Annotated in this window: 14 protein-coding genes; 4 read left to right on the top strand and 10 right to left on the bottom strand. The window is 69.6% G+C overall.

Translation table 11 applies throughout. The features are described from left to right. Positions 1 to 507 precede the first annotated feature (507 nt). Entirely contained in the window at positions 508 to 1,074 is a 567-nt protein-coding gene (locus OG747_RS27385; RefSeq protein WP_405882052.1) for a DJ-1/PfpI family protein, read from the top strand. A gap of 228 nt (positions 1,075 to 1,302) precedes the next feature. On the opposite strand, the gene OG747_RS27380 is transcribed toward OG747_RS27385, so the two are convergent. Beyond that, positions 1,303 to 1,971: an HAD family hydrolase gene (locus OG747_RS27380; RefSeq protein WP_405882051.1), complete on the bottom strand. Its 669-nt coding sequence runs from the start codon at positions 1,969 to 1,971 to the stop codon at positions 1,303 to 1,305. A 58-nt stretch (positions 1,972 to 2,029) separates the two neighbouring features. Next, positions 2,030 to 2,545: a DUF6912 family protein gene (locus tag OG747_RS27375; RefSeq protein ID WP_405882050.1), complete on the bottom strand. Its 516-nt coding sequence runs from the start codon at positions 2,543 to 2,545 to the stop codon at positions 2,030 to 2,032. A gap of 335 nt (positions 2,546 to 2,880) precedes the next feature. Between OG747_RS27375 and OG747_RS27370 the strand changes: the two genes are divergently transcribed. Beyond that, positions 2,881 to 3,471, top strand: a complete 591-nt coding sequence (locus tag OG747_RS27370) for an Rv3235 family protein (protein WP_405882049.1) — start codon at positions 2,881 to 2,883, stop codon at positions 3,469 to 3,471. A 118-nt stretch (positions 3,472 to 3,589) separates the two neighbouring features. Here OG747_RS27370 and secA read toward each other — a convergent pair whose 3' ends face one another. After that, positions 3,590 to 6,406, bottom strand: a complete 2,817-nt coding sequence (secA, locus tag OG747_RS27365) for a preprotein translocase subunit SecA (RefSeq protein WP_405882048.1) — start codon at positions 6,404 to 6,406, stop codon at positions 3,590 to 3,592. A 244-nt stretch (positions 6,407 to 6,650) separates the two neighbouring features. Here secA and OG747_RS27360 point away from each other — a divergent pair, with 244 nt between their 5' ends. Further along, on the top strand, positions 6,651 to 7,247 hold the full coding sequence (locus OG747_RS27360) for a GNAT family N-acetyltransferase (protein ID WP_405882047.1): 597 nt from the start codon (positions 6,651 to 6,653) through the stop codon (positions 7,245 to 7,247). Positions 7,248 to 7,629: 382 nt separating this feature from the next. Then, positions 7,630 to 8,808, top strand: a complete 1,179-nt coding sequence (locus OG747_RS27355; RefSeq protein WP_405882046.1) for a winged helix-turn-helix domain-containing protein — start codon at positions 7,630 to 7,632, stop codon at positions 8,806 to 8,808. A gap of 6 nt (positions 8,809 to 8,814) precedes the next feature. Here OG747_RS27355 and OG747_RS27350 read toward each other — a convergent pair whose 3' ends face one another. From OG747_RS27350 to mtnA, 7 genes are all read right to left on the bottom strand, one after another. Further along, a complete protein-coding gene (locus OG747_RS27350; protein ID WP_405882045.1) occupies positions 8,815 to 9,561 on the bottom strand; it encodes a response regulator in 747 nt (248 codons plus the stop codon). Between the two features lie 206 nt (positions 9,562 to 9,767). Next, entirely contained in the window at positions 9,768 to 10,460 is a 693-nt protein-coding gene (gene hpf / locus OG747_RS27345; RefSeq protein ID WP_405882044.1) for a ribosome hibernation-promoting factor, HPF/YfiA family, read from the bottom strand. Positions 10,461 to 10,773: 313 nt separating this feature from the next. Then, complete coding sequence (locus OG747_RS27340) at positions 10,774 to 11,724, bottom strand: ComF family protein (protein WP_405882043.1); 951 nt, start codon at positions 11,722 to 11,724, stop codon at positions 10,774 to 10,776. Between the two features lie 165 nt (positions 11,725 to 11,889). Then, positions 11,890 to 13,728 carry an LpqB family beta-propeller domain-containing protein gene (locus tag OG747_RS27335; protein WP_405882042.1) on the bottom strand — a complete coding sequence of 613 codons (1,839 nt, stop codon included), beginning with the start codon at positions 13,726 to 13,728 and terminating at the stop codon, positions 11,890 to 11,892. Beyond that, the gene (gene mtrB / locus OG747_RS27330) at positions 13,718 to 15,829 is read right to left on the bottom strand and encodes an MtrAB system histidine kinase MtrB (protein ID WP_405882041.1); all 2,112 of its coding nucleotides are present in this window, start codon (positions 15,827 to 15,829) and stop codon (positions 13,718 to 13,720) included. Before mtrB ends, OG747_RS27335 begins: the two co-directional genes overlap by 11 nt. 1 nt (position 15,830) lies before the next feature. After that, positions 15,831 to 16,520, bottom strand: coding sequence for a two-component system response regulator MtrA (gene mtrA, locus OG747_RS27325; protein ID WP_015659998.1), 690 nt, complete (start codon positions 16,518 to 16,520; stop codon positions 15,831 to 15,833). Positions 16,521 to 16,528: 8 nt separating this feature from the next. Continuing rightward, positions 16,529 to 17,680, bottom strand: a complete 1,152-nt coding sequence (mtnA, locus tag OG747_RS27320) for an S-methyl-5-thioribose-1-phosphate isomerase (RefSeq protein ID WP_405882040.1) — start codon at positions 17,678 to 17,680, stop codon at positions 16,529 to 16,531. Positions 17,681 to 17,797: the final 117 nt, after the last annotated feature.

The following is a 17,797-nucleotide window of genomic DNA, read 5'->3' as shown; positions in this document are numbered from 1 at the left end:
GAGACTGTGACGCTGATCTCTGCGGCGTCCGTCCCTGGGGTTCCCTGGCCATACGGAGTGCGCTCGCGTTTCCGTCGACGCCTGCGTCTCCGCTTGCGCCCTCAGGTCCGCCTGCGCTTGCGTTTCCACTCGCGCCTGCGGTTCCGCTTGCGCTTGTCGCGTTCGCCGTCCCGTCCCGCCCACGAAGATCAGCGACCGCCGCCCGGTCACGGATGTGGTCCGTGCGGTCCGGGCGCGGGGCAGGGGCGATGACGCCCCCGCGAGATATCGCGCTGATCACGCCACCAGGCTATCGCTCCTCACCCGGGCCCCGTCATGAGCCGTATGTGTACAAAACAGGGGGTGGAACTTTGACAGTCTGCACAGGGACGAAAGGGACGGGGACGTGCAGTCCCTCGGCAACCTCCTCCCGGAGCGGCACGTTGACGAGGACGGCCGACGGGGGCGGAATGGAGCTGGAGCCCCGCTGGGCCCCGCTGAGGCTCCACCGAAGGGAGCGGCACCGACATGACACCGAAGATCCTGATGATCACCGGCGACGCGGCGGAATCACTGGAGGTCCTGTACCCCTACCAGCGCCTGCGCGAGGAGGGCTACGAGGTCCACATCGCGGCCCCCACCCGCAAAACACTCCGCTTCGTGGTCCACGACTTCGAACCCGGCTTCGACACGTACACGGAGAAGCCCGGCTACACCTGGCCCGCCGACCTGGCGTTCGCGGAGGTCGACCCCGGTCAGTACGCCGCCCTGGTGATCCCGGGCGGCCGCGCCCCGGAATACCTCCGCAACGACCTCGAACTCCGCAAGATCCTCAAGTCCTTCTTCGACTCGGACAAGCCGGTGGCCCAGATCTGCCACGGCCCCCTGCTCACGGCGGCCGTCGACGCCCTGCGCGGCCGCCGCGTCACGGCGTACCCGGCGCTGGAGCTGGACATGCAGGCGGCCGGCGCGACCTTCCAGGACGCGGAGGTGGTGGTCGACGGCACACTCGTCTCCGCCCGCGCCTGGCCGGACCACTCCGCCTGGATGCGCGAGTTCCTCACGGTACTGCGAGCGAAGGCGCCGCTGGGCTGAGGCGCCGGTGGGCTGAGGCTCGGGTGGGCTGAGGCTCGGGTGGGCTGAGACACAGGTGAGTGCGGCGCGGGTTAGTGAGACTCCGGTGGGCTGAGCGGGAGGACGCCGGTGGGTGAGCCGGAGGACCTCGGCGGCCCGGGCCGGAGGACGCCGGTAGGTGAGCCGGAGAGGCCACCCGCGCCCGTCCAGCGCCTCCTTCCAGCGTCCCCGGGAGCACGCCGCCTCCGCTCAGGCCGCGAGCCGCTCGGCCTCCTCGACCGCCTCCTCCAGGCTGTCCACCACGGGCACGCCGACCTCCTCGAGGCTGGCGCGGCTGTGCGAACCGCCGGTGTAGAGCACGGCCCGCGCCCCCACGTGCAGGGCGGCGACCGCGTCGTCGGCGGCGTCCCCGATCACCACGGTGCGCTCCGGATCCACCCCCGCGAGCGCACCTATGTGCCGCACCATGTGCTCGGCCTTGCTCCCGCCGGACGGCCCGACCCGCCCCTCCACCCGTACGAAGTGCGGCTCGATCCCGAACCCCCTGACCAACGGCACCAGTTCGTCATGCACATACATGCTCAGCAGCGACTGGCTGCGCCCCGCCGACCGCCAGTCGGCGAGCAGCGTCGCCGCCCCGTCGGTGAGCTCGCACGCTATGCGGTGCTCCGCGTAGTACCGATGGAAGGTCTCGTCCATGACCTGCCACTCGGCGTCCGTCGGCAGCCGCCCCATCAGCCGCTCGTAGAACTTCGGCACCGGCACGCAGTACAACGCCCGGTAGCGCTCCAGCGTGAGCGGTTCCATCCCCAACTCGGCGAACGCCGCGTTCGTCGCCCCGATGATCGCGGCGTTGTCGTGGAACAGCGTCCCGTTCCAGTCCCACACGATGTGCGCTGCTGCGCCCTGCTTCCCCATACCAAGAACGTACCCGCCGCCACTGACAACGCCCCCTTGTCCCGGCACGGGCGAAGACTCAGTCCCCCAACCCCACCAGATGGGAAATCTCCTGCGTCGCGAACCACAGCAGCTCGTGGTCCTCGGCCCCGTCCACGATGAACTGCGCGTCGTCGTCCCCGTGATCGGCCGCCCCCAACGCCTCCACGGCAGCCGTGACATCCTCCTCGGCGTCATCGGCGTCGACGTGCACCGCGGCGGCCTTCGCCAACGCCACGGCTCCCGACACCCGCACCTCACCGAGCGCCGCCGGATCGAGCCCCCGGTCGGGATCGGCGACCGCGGCCCGGTCGGCGACGTCGACCGCGACGACCACCCGACGCCGCACGGTCGCCGGCTCCCCCGCGAGCAGCCGCAGTGAGGCCAGCGCGGCCCGGTTCAGCGCCGCGTACTCGAGTTCCTCGATGTCGTCGGAGAGGTACCACTCGCGCAAGGCGGGCGTGACGGCGTACGCGACGAACGGTCCCGTTCCCAGCTCCCCCGTCTTGTACGCCTCGGCGAGACCGGAGAGGGTCAGGGGGACGTAGACGCGCATGGTTGGCCGCTTTCGTAGTCGGGGGTTCCTGGGGTGGAGGCTCCTGGAAGGGCGGTCCCGCGCCTCCCTGGAGGGCCTTCAGGATACGTGCGGGCGTCCCCTTTCGGGTCCCGGTCCCTCCCCCGTACGGCGTCCACCCCGGGCCGTCGATTCACCCGGTACACCCCGTCCCCGCCAAGCGCCGCACTCCTCCAGGTCACCCTGATAGGTGAACCTCCCGACCGCCGCGGCGCGCCTCGGGCGTCCTTGCGGGGGCCCGCTCCCGCCTCGTACAAGAACCCCGACACGAAAGTTACCGCCCGGTACCACCGGGTCGCAGCGAGCGGGGACGACGTATGAACAAGGTGATGACCAGGACGAAGCGCCGCCCGGGCACCCGCCCGCCCGGCCGCCACGACACCCGCCGCCCGGGCAACACCCCACCCCGCACCCCGGCCGCGGGCACACCCCGCCCGACCCCGGGAGGCAGCCCTCCGCCGGGTACGGCGGGTACGGCGGGTATGGCAGGTACGGCAGGTACGGCAGGTACGCCGACGCCGGGAGCAGCGGGAACAGCGGTCGCAGCCCCGCCAGGACCCGTGCCGCAGCCCCGCCCCACCGACCTCTTCGCCGACCGCCTGCTCGCCGTGCTCAGCGGCCGGCGTCCCGTCCACTGCATGCTGCGCCACACCGCGGGCCGGGCCTACGACGAGCTGGCCTGGCTCGCCGAGCGCGGCCCCCTGCGCGCCCGCGGCGCCCACCCGATCGTCCGTGACGTCGGCTACTACGTCCCCCGCCCCGGCGCGATCGAGGCCTTCGCCCGCATCGGCGCCGGCGACCAGCTCCGCGCGATGGCCTTCCGCCTGGAACAGGGCCCCGACCTTCGCTGGCGCTGCACGGCGGTGGACCTGGGCGGCCCCCGCATGCCCCGCCAGGACGAGGACTGAGTACCTCCTGCGGGCCCCTTGAACCTGCGGGCCCCTGAACGACCCACGGAGCGACGCGAAGGGCCGGACACCCCGAGGTGCCCGGCCCTTCATCGCTCAGCCCGCTCGCGCGGTGGCGTCACTTCTTGCGGCGCCGCCCGTTGCTCTTCTGCTGCTTGCGGCGCTCCGCACGCGTGAGGCCGTCCGCCTCGGAGCGCACGGGCTCCTCGTCGTCGCTGATGAAGTCGCCCTCGACGATGCCGCCCTCGCCGTCCACCTTCGGCGCGGAGAAGTGCAGCCGCTCGCGCCGCTGCGGGGCGTCGAGCCCCTTGGCGCGGATCTCGGGACGCGCACCCGCGGGGACGACGTCCTCCTTCTTCTCCAGCGACGGCGCGGCGTCCTCGACCGGGACCTCCTCGACCTGCTGCTCGACCTGGACCTCCAGGTTGAACAGGTAGCCGACGGACTCCTCCTTGATGCCGTCCATCATGGCGGAGAACATGTCGAAGCCCTCGCGCTGGTACTCGACCAGCGGGTCCTTCTGCGCCATGGCGCGCAGGCCGATGCCCTCCTGGAGATAGTCCATCTCGTAGAGGTGCTCGCGCCACTTGCGGTCCAGGACCGACAGGACGACCCGCCGCTCCAGCTCCCGCATGATCTCGGAGCCGAGCTGCTCCTCACGGGCCGCGTACTGCTCGTGGATGTCGTCCTTGATGGACTCGGAGATGAACTCGGCGGTCAGACCGGCACGGTCGCCGGCCGCCTCCTCCAGCTCGTCGACGGTGACCTTCACCGGGTAGAGCTGCTTGAAGGCGCCCCACAGCCGGTCCAGGTCCCACTCCTCGGCGAAGCCCTCGGCGGTCTCGGCCTCGATGTACGCGCCGATCGTGTCGGCCATGAAGTGCTGGATCTGCTCCTGCAGGTCCTCGCCCTCCAGGACGCGGCGGCGCTCACCGTAGATGACCTCGCGCTGCCGGTTGAGCACCTCGTCGTACTTCAGGACGTTCTTACGCGTCTCGAAGTTCTGCTGCTCGACCTGCGACTGCGCGGAGGCGATCGCGCGGGTGACCATCTTGTTCTCGATCGGCACGTCGTCGGGGACGTTCGCCATCGACATGACGCGCTCGACCATCTGGGCCTTGAACAGGCGCATCAGATCGTCGCCGAGGGAGAGATAGAAGCGGGACTCGCCGGGGTCGCCCTGACGGCCGGAACGACCGCGCAGCTGGTTGTCGATGCGCCGGGACTCGTGACGCTCGGTGCCCAGCACATAGAGCCCGCCGAGATCCTTGACCTCTTCGTTCTCCGCCTTGACGGACTGCTCGGCCTTCTCCAGGGCGGCGGGCAGCGCCGCGGCCCACTCCTCGATGTGCTCCTCGGGGTCGAGGCCACGCTGGCGCAGCTCGGCCTCGGCGAGGTCCTCGGGGTTGCCGCCGAGCTTGATGTCCGTACCACGACCGGCCATGTTCGTGGCGACGGTCACGGCGCCCTTGCGGCCGGCCTGGGCGACGATCGTCGCCTCACGGTCGTGCTGCTTGGCGTTCAGCACTTCGTGCTGAATACCGCGCTTGGAGAGCTGCTGCGAGAGATATTCGGACTTCTCGACCGACGTCGTACCGACGAGGATCGGCTGGCCCTTCTCGTGCTTCTCGGCGATGTCGTCGACCACCGCGTCGAACTTGGCGACCTCGGTGCGGTAGATCAGGTCCGACTGGTCCTTGCGGACCATCGGCTTGTTGGTCGGGATCGGGACCACGCCGAGCTTGTAGATCTGGTGGAACTCGGCGGCCTCGGTCATCGCCGTACCGGTCATGCCGGAGAGCTTGCCGTAGAGGCGGAAGAAGTTCTGCAGGGTGATCGTGGCGAGCGTCTGGTTCTCGTCCTTGATGTCCACCCCTTCCTTCGCCTCGATCGCCTGGTGCATGCCCTCGTTGTAGCGGCGGCCGGCGAGGATTCGGCCGGTGTGCTCGTCGACGATCATGACTTCGCCGTCGATGACGACGTAGTCCTTGTCCTTCTTGAAGAGTTCCTTGGCCTTGATGGCGTTGTTCAGGTACCCGACGAGCGGGGTGTTCACCGACTCGTAGAGGTTGTCGATGCCCAGCCAGTCCTCGACCTTGGCGACGCCGGGCTCGTGGATGGCGACGGTGCGCTTCTTCTCGTCGACCTCGTAGTCCCCGGTCTCCTCGATGCCCTTGAGGGAGTTGCCGGCCTCGCCCTTCTTCAGACGGGTGACCAGCTTGGCGAAGTCGCCGTACCACTTGGTGGCCTGGTCGGCCGGGCCGGAGATGATCAGCGGCGTACGGGCCTCGTCGACGAGGATGGAGTCGACCTCGTCGACGATCGCGAAGTTGTGGCCGCGCTGGACGAGTTCGTCCTGCGACCAGGCCATGTTGTCACGCAGGTAGTCGAAGCCGAACTCGTTGTTCGTGCCGTAGGTGATGTCGCACGCGTACTGCTCGCGGCGCTGGGCCGGCGTCATGTTGGCCAGGATGCAGCCGACATCCAGACCCAGGAACTTGTGGACGCGACCCATCATCTCGGAGTCGCGCTCGGCCAGGTAGTCGTTGACCGTAATCAGATGAACGCCGTCTCCGGAGAGGGCGTTCAGATACGCGGGCAGCGTGCCGACCAGGGTCTTGCCCTCACCGGTCTTCATCTCCGCGACATAGCCGAGGTGGAGCGCGGCGCCACCCATCATCTGCACGTCGTAGTGACGCTGACCGAGGACGCGCTTGGCGGCCTCACGCACGGTGGCGAAGGCCTCAGGGAGCAGGTCGTCCAGGCTCTCCCCATCCGCGTACCGCTGCTTGTACTCATCAGTGAGGGCGCGCAGCTCGGCGTCGGAGAGGTCGACGAAGTCCTCTTCGATGGAGTTGACCTGGTCCGCGATGCGGTGCAGTTTGCGCAGGATCTTGCCTTCGCCTGCACGCATGATCTTCGAGAGGACGGACACGGGGGTTGGTCTCCTTGCCGGTCGGGCCTGGGACGGTCGGATTCAATGACAGATTCAAATCACAGCTTGAGCAACGGCCATCGTAAGCGAGGACCCCACCGCGCCGGGAGGTCTGCCAGTGACAGCCACTAGGACAACGGACAGGGGTTGCTGAAGGTGCCGCGTCCACGCTGCGAAAAGTAACCGAACCATCACTCAGCGCAAAGCGATGGCGCCCTTCCGTCGGCGCGAGCAGAATCAGCCGATGGACCCCGTCACACTGACCACCGGCCGTCTGCTGCTGCGCGCCGTGGGCCCGCACGACACCGACGCCGTGTACGAAGCCGTCCAGGACCCCGACATCCAGCGCTGGACCACGATCCCCTCGCCCTATCTGAGGGAGCACGCGGCAGGCTTCACGGATCAGATGGTGCCCGACGGCTGGGCGGACGGATCCATGTTCACCTTCGGCGTCTTCCTCCCTTCCGGGGAGCTTGCGGGCATGCTCAGCATCACCATGCGCTCCCTGGGCGTCGGCGAGGTCGGTTTCTGGGCCGCCAAGGAGCATCGCGGCAATGGCTACATCACCGAAGCCACCCTCGCCGCCTCCCGCTGGGCCTTCACCAACCTCGCCGTCGACCGCCTGGAATGGCGCGCCGAGGTCGGCAACAGGGCTTCCCGCGCGGTCGCCGAACGCGCCGGCTTCACCCTGGAGGGCACCCTCCGTTCCGCCCTCAACAACAAGGGCGTACGCAGAGACTGCTGGGTCGGCTCCTTGCTCCCCTCAGACTTCGGCCTCGCATCGACAGCCCCGTACCTCCCGCCCCCGTCACCATCCAGCACACCGTCACCGTCCGGATAACCCGACGCCCAGAGCCAACCCGCAAGCCGCCTCCACCCACATTCCGGCGCAGGGACCCACACCCCGGCCCGTCCGACGTCAGGCAAAATGCCGCGGTCCGTGCCCACCCGCCCCGCCCCAAATCCCCCAGCCCCGGCCCGCACCTCCAGCCCACCCGGCATTCGAGAACAAGACCCGAGGACCGTGCCCCACCCACCCCCGGCCCGTCCGGCGTTTGAGGACGAGGCCGTTCAGGCCGAAGCGGGGTCTCGGGGAGGGCGGCAGCCCTCAGCGGGGTGCAGGGGCGCAGCCCCGCCGGGGTCCATGGGCGCTGCCCCGGGGATGGGACGGGTAGGGGCGGCGGGGGCGAGGGACTGTCAGTGGCACCCCCTACCGTGTGGGCATGACGAGCAGCCTCCCGCGTCCCACCACAGAACTCTCCGCCGACGAAGCCCGCCGCATCGCCCTGCGCGCCCAGGGCTTCCTGGGCGCCCCCGACCGCAAGGCCGGCGTCCGCGGAGTGCTGCGCCACCTGGGCGCGGTCCAGCTCGACACGATCTCCGTCCTCGCCCGCTCCCACGAACTCATCCCGTACGCCCGCCTCGGCGCGATGGGCCGCGCAACGGTCGACCAGGCCTACTGGACCGACACGCACGCCTTCGAGTACTGGTCGCACGCCGCCTGCATCCTCCCCATCGAGGAGTGGCCCCACTTCGCCTTCCGCCGCCGCGCCTACAGAGCCCGCCCGCACTGGAACCACGCCCTGCCGGACGGCACCTACGACCAGGTCGTCAAGCAGCTCCGCACCGATGGCCCCCTCACTGCCACGGAGTTGGGCGGCGCGAAGAAGACCAGCGAGTGGTGGGACTGGTCGGGCACGAAGGTGGCCGTCGAGCGCGCGCTGATGTACGGCGAGGTGGTGTGCACCGAGCGCCGCGGCTGGAAGCGGGTGTACGACCTGGCCGAGCGCGCCGTCCCCGACGCCCTGCTCCATGACGAGCTGGACGACGCGGAGTGCCTGCGCCGACTGGTGGCCCTGGCGGGCCAGTCCCTGGGCGTCGGCACGCGCGCGGACATCGCCGACTACCACCGCCTCAAGGGCGAGCAGGTCGACGCGGTGATCGCGGACTCGGGTCTGGTCCCGGTCACGGTGGAGGGCTGGGGCAAGCCGGCATGGGCGGACCCGGCGGCCCTGAAGTCGGCCCCGCGCGGCCGCCACCGTACGACGCTGCTGTCCCCGTTCGACTCGCTGATCTGGGAGCGGGCCCGCACGGAGCGGATCTTCGGCTTCACCCACCGCCTGGAGGCGTACACGCCGAGGCCGAAGCGGGTGTACGGCTATTTCGCGATGCCGGTCCTCGCCGGCGGCCACCTCGTCGGCCGCGTGGACCCCGCCCGCGAGGGCCGCACCCTGGTCGCCAAACAGGTCACCCTGGACGGCCTGAAGGCAGTCCCGGCCGTGGCCCAAGCCCTGCTGGAGGCGGCAAGCTGGGTGGACTGCACAAACATACGCGTGGAGCGAGTGGACGCCCCGGAGCTGCGCGAGCCACTCACGACGGAACTCACCCGCGCGCTGGCCTGACCGGACCTACCGGATCTCGAGGATCTTCTCCCGCATCGCGTACACCACCGCCTCCATCCTGGAGTGCAGCTGCAGCTTCTCCAGGATGTTGCGCACATGGTTCTTGACCGTGTTCTCGGAGATGAACAAATCCTTGGCGATATCCCGGTTGTTCATCCCCGTCGCGACGAGCTTGAGAACCTCCAGCTCACGATCCGTGAGCCGGGGCGCGGGCACCAGTCGGCGCTCGTCCGTCCGCTGAATCATCGACTTGAACTCGGTAAGAAGTTTCGACGCCATCGACGGGCTGATCTGCGACTGTCCGTCCGCCACCGCGCGAATGGCCGTGGCGACCTCGTCCGTGGAGATCTCCTTGAGGAGATAACCGGTCGCGCCCGCCTTGATCGCGTCGTAGAGATCGGCCTCCTCATCGCTGATCGTCAGCATGATGATCTTCGCGCTGGGAGCCACCTCCTTGATGGAGGTGCACGCCTCGATGCCGCCCCGTCTCGGCATGCGTACGTCCATCAGCACGATGTCCGGAAGCAGGTCGGCCGCCTTGTCGACCGCCTCCGCCCCGTCACCCGCCTCGCCGACGACCTGGATGTCTTCCTCGGCCGCGAGCACGATCTCCAGGCCGCGGCGGAAGAGGGCATGGTCGTCCACGACGAGGACCCGAATGGGCTCCTTGCGTGGGGAGCCCCCGTCCGGGCCTATGCCGACGACGCCGCCGTCGGCATCCCCATCACGCATCGGTCCGAAGCTGTCCGCCATCGTTCCTCCCCCTGAAGGCCGTGGCCTGTGTTCCTGCGCCATCGCCAACCCAAGGCAACGACCCACCGATTGAGGCCGGTGCGGCCATGATTTCATGCCCGGACGTCAGTGCGGTGACAGAGCGGGTCGCGAAGTGGTCGCACACCGGTGCCCCTGGGGGCGCACACGCGCTCCAGGGGCACCGGCTCAGCCGTCACCGGGACGGGTCAGCCGCCGAGCGCACCGCCCGGCGCGTCAGATCCGGCCTGGGCGACCATGGGGTCCGTGCTGAGGTGGATGACGCCGTAGTCGTACGCGTGCCGTCGGTAGACGACACTCGGTTCCTTCGTCTCGGAGTCGACGAACAAATAGAAGTCGTGCCCGACCAGCTCCATCTCGTAAAGCGCCTGGTCGAGCGTCATCGGGGCGGCCACATGGGTCTTCTCGCGGACGACGAGGGGGCCTTCGCCCATCACCTCGAGCGAGCCGATCTTCTTGGTCGGCACGCTGTCCAGCTCATCCTCGTGGACGACGCTCCCGTTCCCGTTCAGTGTCGCGGCGCCCGGGACGTGGTCGGCGACCTCGGCTGCCGAGATCCGGCCGTTGCCACGGCGGGTGTAGCGCTTGTCGTGCTGCTTGCGCAGCCGGGCTTCGAGTTTGTCCGCCGCCAGGTCGAGTGCTGCATACGGGTCGCTTGCCGCTGCCTCCGCCCGGATCACCGGACCGCGGGAGCGGAGCGTGATCTCCACTCGGTCGCAACGGTCGGCCTGCCGAGGGTTGGGCTCCTTGGACACCTCGACGTCGAGGCTGATCACCTTGCCATCGAGCTTCTGGATCTTCTCCAGCTTCAGCTTCTCGGCCACGTGCTTGCGGAACCGCTCGGGCACCTCGGTCTTGCGGCCCTTGACGACGATGTCCACGCAGAACTCCGTTCCCGGATTGCTCCGCTGCACTGGCGGAGCGTCTCCCTTTTGCACCAGATCCCGGTGAGTCCCGGAACCTCGGACTTGGTGACTTTCACCTCCTCCTCCCCCATGGGGAAGATCTACACCCCACCGCTTCGGGTGATTCAGAAACCCGCAGTACGGCATTCGGATAGGCGAGGTACGGCCAGCGCCATTGCCTCACAACCGAACATATCTCGCCTGGACGGATGTCGTCACCCTCTACTGCGGCGTACCTCCGGTCAGGTGAATTGACCCGGTCATTACCTGCAACGATGGAAGTTCCCAGTCAGTTCCGGTTTATTTTGAAAGAGTCCGGCGAGGCCGCGACCACGGCTGCGCGGATCGTGTCGCCGACTTCGCTCACACCCGCCATTCCTTGGTGCACTTGTGTCCGGTCGAGGCCCGCCGCTGTTGCCGTTTCCGTTGCCTCGGTCATCCGTTCCCCCATCGCTTCCCCCGCTTCTTCGCCGTACGCATCAGTGTCCGCCACCGCCGCCCGGACGGCACGCGCCGCCTCGGTCAACGAGGCGCCCGTCGTCATCAGGTCGTCCACGAGCACGACCCCGCCACCGCCCGTCAACAGCCGGGCACCCCCTGCGGCGACCTCCAGGGCGCCCGTGAGATTTTCCAGCCGCTGCCGGGAGTTGAGCCCCGACTGGTCCGCCACGGCCCGTCGCTGCCGCAGCACGGCCAGCACACGGGCCGGCGTCCCGGTGCGCCGCAGTTCGCCCGCCGCCGCGAGCGCGATCCGCCGCGCCGGGTCATGGCCCCGTGCCCGCACCGCCCGTCGGGAGGACGGCACGGGGACGAGCAGCAGGGGCCCTCGCCCGCCCCCGACGGCGGCCGCTCCCGACGGACCGCCCCCGGACCAGAGGTGCCCGTTGCTTCCCCTCAGGCGCCCGTCCGAGGCCGTAGGCCGTCCCTCCGGGACCGGGAGGCACAGGTGCCCCACTCCTGCCCGTACAGCGCCCGCCAGGGCCGTTCCCAGCGGTGTCGCGAGTGTCAGTGCCCCCCGTTCCTTGTGGGCGAGGAGTGCCGCGCGCACCTCGTCCTCGTAAGGGGCCGCCGCGTGCACCACCGGCAGCCCGGGCGGCTCCGGATCCGGTCGCACCCGGCGCGGTGCGGCCCCGCTCAGGGCGGCACGGCACTCCGGGCAGAGCACCGTGCGAGGCCTCCCGCAGCCTCCGCACTCGGCCGGCAGCACCAGATCGGTGAGGTCCTGCCACCACCCCCGCATGCCCACCACTGTGCCAACGCACGGGCCGACCGGCCACCCCTGTGGATAACTCTCTGTGGACAACCACATGGCCATCACCCACAAGGCTGACCCACCCGGGACGGCAGAAATCCCTACCCACCCGGGACGGCGGAAGTCGATACCCGGCGGGCCGGCGGAAGGTCCCTACCCTGGATAAATCGGCGCCGTGCCGTCCTTGACGACCTTCTGCCACTGCTCCCCGGACGACAGCCGCACGATGCCGTCCTCCTCCGAGTGCGCCACCAGCGGCAGCCTGTCGTCCTCGGACGCGGCGATCTCCTTCACCCCCGTCAGCGCGGCGGGCGCGGTACCCACCGGAGTGGAACCGTCGACCTGGACGTACCGCATCTGCTGCACGCCACCGGACTCGCGCCCGACGACGACGAGCCGGCTGTCCCCGGCCCACGACATGGCCGTGACCTCCTCCAGTTGCGGCGCGACGGAGCGCAGTTCGAGAATCGAGACGAGGGGCGGCTCGCTGCTCTTGGTGTCGCGCTCGATACGCCCGATCTGCAGCGAGCTCTTGCCGTCCTTCTCGACGATCAGCGCGATGCGCGCCCCGTCGGCGGCCACGCGCACCGCCTGGACGCGCCCGTCGATCCCCGGCGCCGTGACCTGCAGCGGAGTACCCATGCCCTTCTCCAGCAGGAGCAGCCGCGGGTTCTTCGGATCACGGTCGGCCACCCACAGGTCGCCCCGCCCGTCCCAACTGGGCGTCGTCAGCCGGTCGGCAGCCGTCTTGCCCTGGCTGTGCAGCACCGCGTCCCCGAGCGAGGAGCCCGACACCAGCGATCCGACGTACAGCGAACTCCCGTCGGCCGACACGCCGGCCGCGCTGTCCTCGTTCCGCGACACCGCGGCCGCCCGCAGCTTCTTGTCACCCTCACCCAGCGCACCGGGCACCGGCTCGGCCTGCGTGTCTCCGTTGCCGCTGGACAGCCGTACGAGCCGCTGCTTGCCGTCGATGAAGTACTCGTACCCCGGGCGCCTGCCCGTGCCGTGCGAGGCGATGGTCTCCGCCCGGTCCTCGGCGAGCACGCACAACTGCGAACCGTTCGACCGCTGCAACTCCACCTCGTCGACCCCCGTGGGCGTCAGATCCTGGAGCGTGAAGAGGAGTTGGGCCGCCATCTTGTTGCACTGGGTCTCTCCGACCCGGTCGGCCTTGGAGTTCAGCGGGACCGTCACCCTGTTGCGGTCGTCGGGCGACAGCGACGTGACGCCCTTCTTCAGGTCCGTACCGGAGGGGAAACTCGACGTCACCACCGGGTCCAGCCAGCGCGTGGGCCCCTTCAGGAGTGCCCGGACCATCTGCGTCATCGGGTCCACCTCCCCGCGTACATAGACCGGATCGGCGACGGTCTCGAGCGGTCCGCCCGTCCCGGAGGGCGCGTTCGAGGCGAAGTAGTACTTGTTGACGGACACATAGTTGCGCTGGAAGTCGGACTTACCCATCACCACACCCTGCGGCAGCCCGTCGATGCGCCACTGCTTGGTGTCCTTCTGCAGCGTGAGGTGCACCGTCTTGCGGTAGTCACCGGAGTCCGGCGCGTACGCGTGCTGCCCGTCCACGGTGGCGACCTTGCTACCGGACAGCGTGTACGAGTAGTCGTCGCCCTCTCTGGCCCCCGAGTGCTCGGACTCGGTGTTCGGCCCGTCCGCGAGGACGGTCGTGGAGCTGTAGGGGTCCCACGTCTTGCGGGCGCTCGCCGTCAGATACTTGCGTGCCGTCTCGTACTGCGGGTCGTCACTGGTCAGTGCCTCCAGGAAGCCCTGCACGATCTCCGCCGACGGGGCGTCCTCGCGCGGCGGCATCGCGAAGACCCGGACCTGCGAGTCCTGCCTCGGCGTGGACTCGACCCCGCGCAGATCCCCGCTGTCCGGCATCGAGGCGCACCCGGCCAGCAGCAGCGCACCACAGCCGATGTACGCCCCCACGCGCGCAGGACGCCGGCGGCCGCTCCCCTCGCGGTCAGCGCCCACGAAATGCCTCCCCTTGCCCGAGTTCCTCGGGCTCACCTTGTCCGAGCTCTTCAAGCGCGCCGCCCTTCCGGCCGCGCTCCTCCACGCTCCGCTCCCCACCCACGGCAGCCACGTCGTCCGGCCGCCGCGCGGCCCCGGAAGGCCGCGGCACCACACGCGCGCCGTTGCCCGGCAGCGCCGTCGGATCGGCCGTGGGGGACGCCCCGGCCATTCTCGGCACCATGGGCGTGCGCGGCGGCATGGGCGGTGCCACGTACCCGCCCGCGGCCTGCACCGGCACCGTGGCGAGCTTGTCACCGCCGCCGGAGGGCAATCCCGCGTCATTAAGTCCACGATTACGCCGCGAGTCCTTGGGCTCCAGGGGTATCGGGGACCCCCGTAGCGGCTCGTCCGCGGTCCGCGGCAGTGTCAGCCGGAACTGCGAACCGCCGCCCGGCTCACCCCACGCCTGCAGCCAGCCGCCGTGCAGCCGGGCGTCCTCCAGGGCGATGGACAGCCCGAGCCCCGTACCACCGGTGGTACGCGCGCGTGCCGGGTCGGCGCGCCAGAAGCGGCTGAAGACCCGGGTCGCCTCGCCGGGCTTCAGGCCGACGCCGTAGTCGCGCACCGCGACCGCGACCGCCCCGCCCGCCGCGGCGAGCTTGACCACCACTTCCTTGCCGTCGCCGTGCTCCACGGCGTTGACGACGAGGTTGCGCAGCACCCGCTCCACCCGCCGGGCATCCGCCTCGGCGATCACAGGCTGCTGGTCGCCGACGACGCGTATCTGCGAGCTCTTGCGCTCGGCGAGCGGCTCGGCCCCGCTCACGACACGCCGTACGACGTCTCTGAGGTCTATCGCCTCGGCCTCCAGCGCTGCCGCGCCCGCGTCGAACCGGCTGATCTCCAGCAGATCCGCGAGCAGCGTCTCGAACCGGTCCAGCTGATCGGCGAGCAGCTCGGCCGACCGAGCGGTCATCGGATCGAAGTCCGCACGCGCGTCGTGGATGACGTCGGCCGCCATCCGGACGGTCGTCAGCGGCGTACGCAGCTCGTGCGACACGTCGGACACGAACCGGCGCTGCATCCGCGACAGGTCCTCCAGCTGTTGGATCTTCAGCTGGAGGTTCTGCGCCATCTTGTTGAAGGCCTCGCCGAGCCGCGCGATGTCGTCCTCGCCGGTGACCTTCATCCGTTCCTGCAGACGCCCTGCTGAGAGCCGCTCGGCGATCCCGGCCGCCATCCGCACCGGAGTGACGACCTGGCGCACCACTAGCCAGGCGATGGCCCCCAGGAGTACCACGACGAACAGTCCGGCCGTCGCGAGCGTCCCCTTGACCAGGCTGAGCGACTTCTCCTCCTGCGTCAGCGGGAAGAGGTAATAGAGCTGGTAGGGGTCTCCGTTGGGGTCGTTGACCTGCTTGCCGATGACCAGCGCCGGCTGCGACTCCTTGTCGTCCTTGTAGACGACACGCGTGTAGCTCTGGGCCGCCAGCGTGCTGCTGTCGACGCGTGCGCGCAGGTCAACCGGCACGCTGACCGTCGGATCGACATTGCCCGAGTAGCGCGGCCCGAGCCCCGCGCCGCCGTTTCCGGCCACACCGGAGCTGAGCGTCACCACGTCGAAGGCGCCCTGCCCACCACTGGAGAGTGACACCACGAGGTCGCTCATCCACTGGCTGACGTTCTTGGACGGGCGGCCATCAGCGGTCGAACCGTCGTCGCCGTTCGCCGTCGCGGCCGAGTCAGCCTTCTGCTTGGCCACCGAGAAGCCACCGGTGGCCTGGCTCTGCGAGGCCTTCACCTTGGCGTCCAGCAGGCCGTTGCGCACCTGCCCGATGACGACGAAGCCGAGCAGCAGCACAACGCCCAGCGACATCAGCAGCGTCGTGACGACGATCTTGAGCTGGATGTTGCGCCGCCACAGCCGCATCACGGGCAGCAGCGGTCGGCGCACCCAGCGCATGAACAACCGTAGGACCGGGCTGCCCTGGACTCCGCCCTGCAACAGCCCGCCTTCCAAGAACCGTCCCCAGCGGGAGCCCGTCACCTTTCGGCCGACAGGCCGCCCCGAACGGACTCCCGGCTCACCGGGCGCCGAAGCGGCACTGTCCCGGGACATGTCAGCTCGGTCCGGCCTTGTAACCGACACCACGGACGGTCACCACGATTTCCGGCCGCTCCGGGTCCTTCTCGACCTTGGAGCGCAGCCGCTGGACATGGACGTTGACCAGGCGGGTGTCCGCCGCGTGCCGGTAGCCCCAGACCTGCTCGAGGAGCACCTCCCGCGTGAACACCTGCCACGGCTTGCGGGCCAGCGCCACCAGCAGATCGAACTCCAGCGGCGTGAGCGCGATCGACTGCCCGTCCCGCTTCACGGAGTGACCGGCCACATCGATCACAAGATCGCCGATGGCCAGCTGCTCGGGCGCCGGCTCCTCCGAACGGCGCAGCCGTGCCCTGATCCGCGCCACCAGCTCCTTTGGCTTGAACGGCTTCACGATGTAGTCGTCCGCGCCCGACTCGAGGCCGACCACGACATCGACGGTGTCGCTCTTCGCCGTGAGCATCACGATCGGCACCCCGGACTCCGCCCTGATCAGGCGGCACACCTCGATGCCGTCCCGGCCGGGAAGCATCAGGTCCAGGAGCACCAGATCGGGCTTGGTCTCACGGAAAGCGGCCAGCGCCTTGTCGCCGTCGGCTACGAAAGACGGCTCAAAACCTTCACCACGCAACACAATGCCGAGCATCTCGGCCAGTGCGGTGTCGTCATCGACGACAAGGACTCGTCCCTTCATAAACGACATCATCCCATTAACTAAATCGTTACCTGGCGTGACCTGTCACACAGCTCGGCAAGCGCCTCAGCTGTCACGGGCGACACGGCGCCCTCTTCGGTCACGATCGCCGTCACCAACTCGGGGGGCGTCACATCGAACGCCGGGTTGTACGCCTGGGTTCCCAGGGGTGCCACCGGTATCCCGCCTCCCGCTTCCACTCCCGCCAACGGCACCGGCACCTGGGGCGCTGTGACCTCAGTCACTTCATGACCAGGGCGCTGCTCGACCTCGATGGACGCTCCGTCCGGGGTGTCCGGATCCACCGTCGTCACCGGCGCCACCACGATGAACGGCACATGGTGATACCGGGCCAGCACCGCGAGCGGATAGCTCCCCACCTTGTTCGCCACCGAACCGTCGGCAGCGATCCGATCGGCCCCGATGAGCACCGCGTCCACCTCCCCCGCCGCGAACAGAGACCCCGCCGCGTTGTCCGTGAGCAAGGTGTACGCCATTCCGTTGCGCGCCGCCTCGTAAGCCGTCAGGCGAGCACCTTGCAGCAACGGACGCGTTTCGTCCACCCAGAGCCGCCGCAGCCGCCCCGCCCGATGCGCCGCGAGGGCCACCGCGAAGGCCGTGCCCTCCCCTCCAGACACCAGCGCCCCGGTGTTGCAGTGGGTCAGGATCCGGTGCCCACCGCCCGGCAACAGCTCGTCGAGCAGCGCCAGCCCATGCTCGGCCATTCGCGCACTGGCCACGGCGTCTTCTCGGTGCAGCGCCCGCGCCGCCGCGAGCGCCGCCCCGGCGGCCTGCCGCTGATCACCGCCGCCCAAGACCGCCGCACGGTACGCCGCCTGCGCCCGGCGCACGCCGACAGCGAGGTTCACCGCGGTGGGCCGGGCACCCGCCAGCGCACGTGCGGCGTCGTCCACGTCGAAGCCGCGCGCGGCGGCGAGCGCGACACCGTACGCCCCGGCGATCCCCAGCACTGGCGCCCCGCGCACGGCGAGCGTGCGGATCGCCTCCACCAGGGCCGGTGCGTCCGTGCACACCAGTTCGACCTCCTCAGCGGGCAACCGCGTCTGGTCGAGCAGGACCAATACCGGCCCCTCAGGCGGCTCGTCCCAGCGGATCGTCGGTATCTCCAGTGGCCCGTCGTGCTCGCGGGATTGCGCGTACTGATCAGCCATCCGCCCAGTCTGCCCCGTACCCGGCGGACAATTGAAGGTGCACAGCCCATACGGGGGCCGGTCCCCAGCCGGGCACACCGTGGCACGATGGCTGCCAACCTGCCGCCGCGACCGCGG

Origin of the sequence: Streptomyces sp. NBC_01384 (assembly GCF_045040035.1) — a bacterium.
GTDB lineage: Bacteria > Actinomycetota > Actinomycetes > Streptomycetales > Streptomycetaceae > Streptomyces.
The sequence above is the reverse complement of the archived record's forward strand: the minus strand, read 5'-3'. Positions and strand labels throughout refer to the sequence as shown.